Below are 537 nucleotides of genomic sequence, written 5' to 3' on the forward strand. Positions count from 1 at the left end.
AATACGGCGATTCAGCAAGGGCTGAATATTTCCAACCAGTTAGAGCCCGTGTTGGCGAACCTAAAGCAAGCGCGTTCAATTATCGAATTAAGCGCAGAGACGGCCGCGACGCCAGACATTATTGTTAAACAGTTTATTGCGTCGCTAGAAGCTCAGAACAAAGCTGTGTTTGCTGGTTACATGGTATGGGAAAAGCCATCGTGGGTTGAGCCAACGATTCAAGACAAAAGCCTTGGCTTTAATAGCGAAGGCTACTTAGCGCCATTCTTTTCGCCAAATTCGCACAACAGTTTTGATGTTGTGGCGATGGATAGCTTTAGCAATACTGAATTAAACAACAATGGTGAGCGTAAAGACGATTGGCACTTGATGCCTTACGAAACGGGTAAAACGTTCGTGATGGAACCGTACATGTATCCGGTTCGCGGCAAACAAGAACTGATCACGACCATCAGCCAACCAATCAAGTTACGTGGCGAGATCATCGGCTCTCTTGGTTTTGATTTGTCATTGAACGAGTTACAAAGCCAAAGTGAA

Annotated in this window: 1 pseudogene; it reads left to right on the plus strand. The window is 45.4% G+C overall.

The features are described from left to right. A pseudogene (locus R7R24_RS29940) lies at positions 1-537 on the plus strand (cache domain-containing protein); the annotation flags it as partial.

The organism is Vibrio sp. 704 (assembly GCF_033339295.1).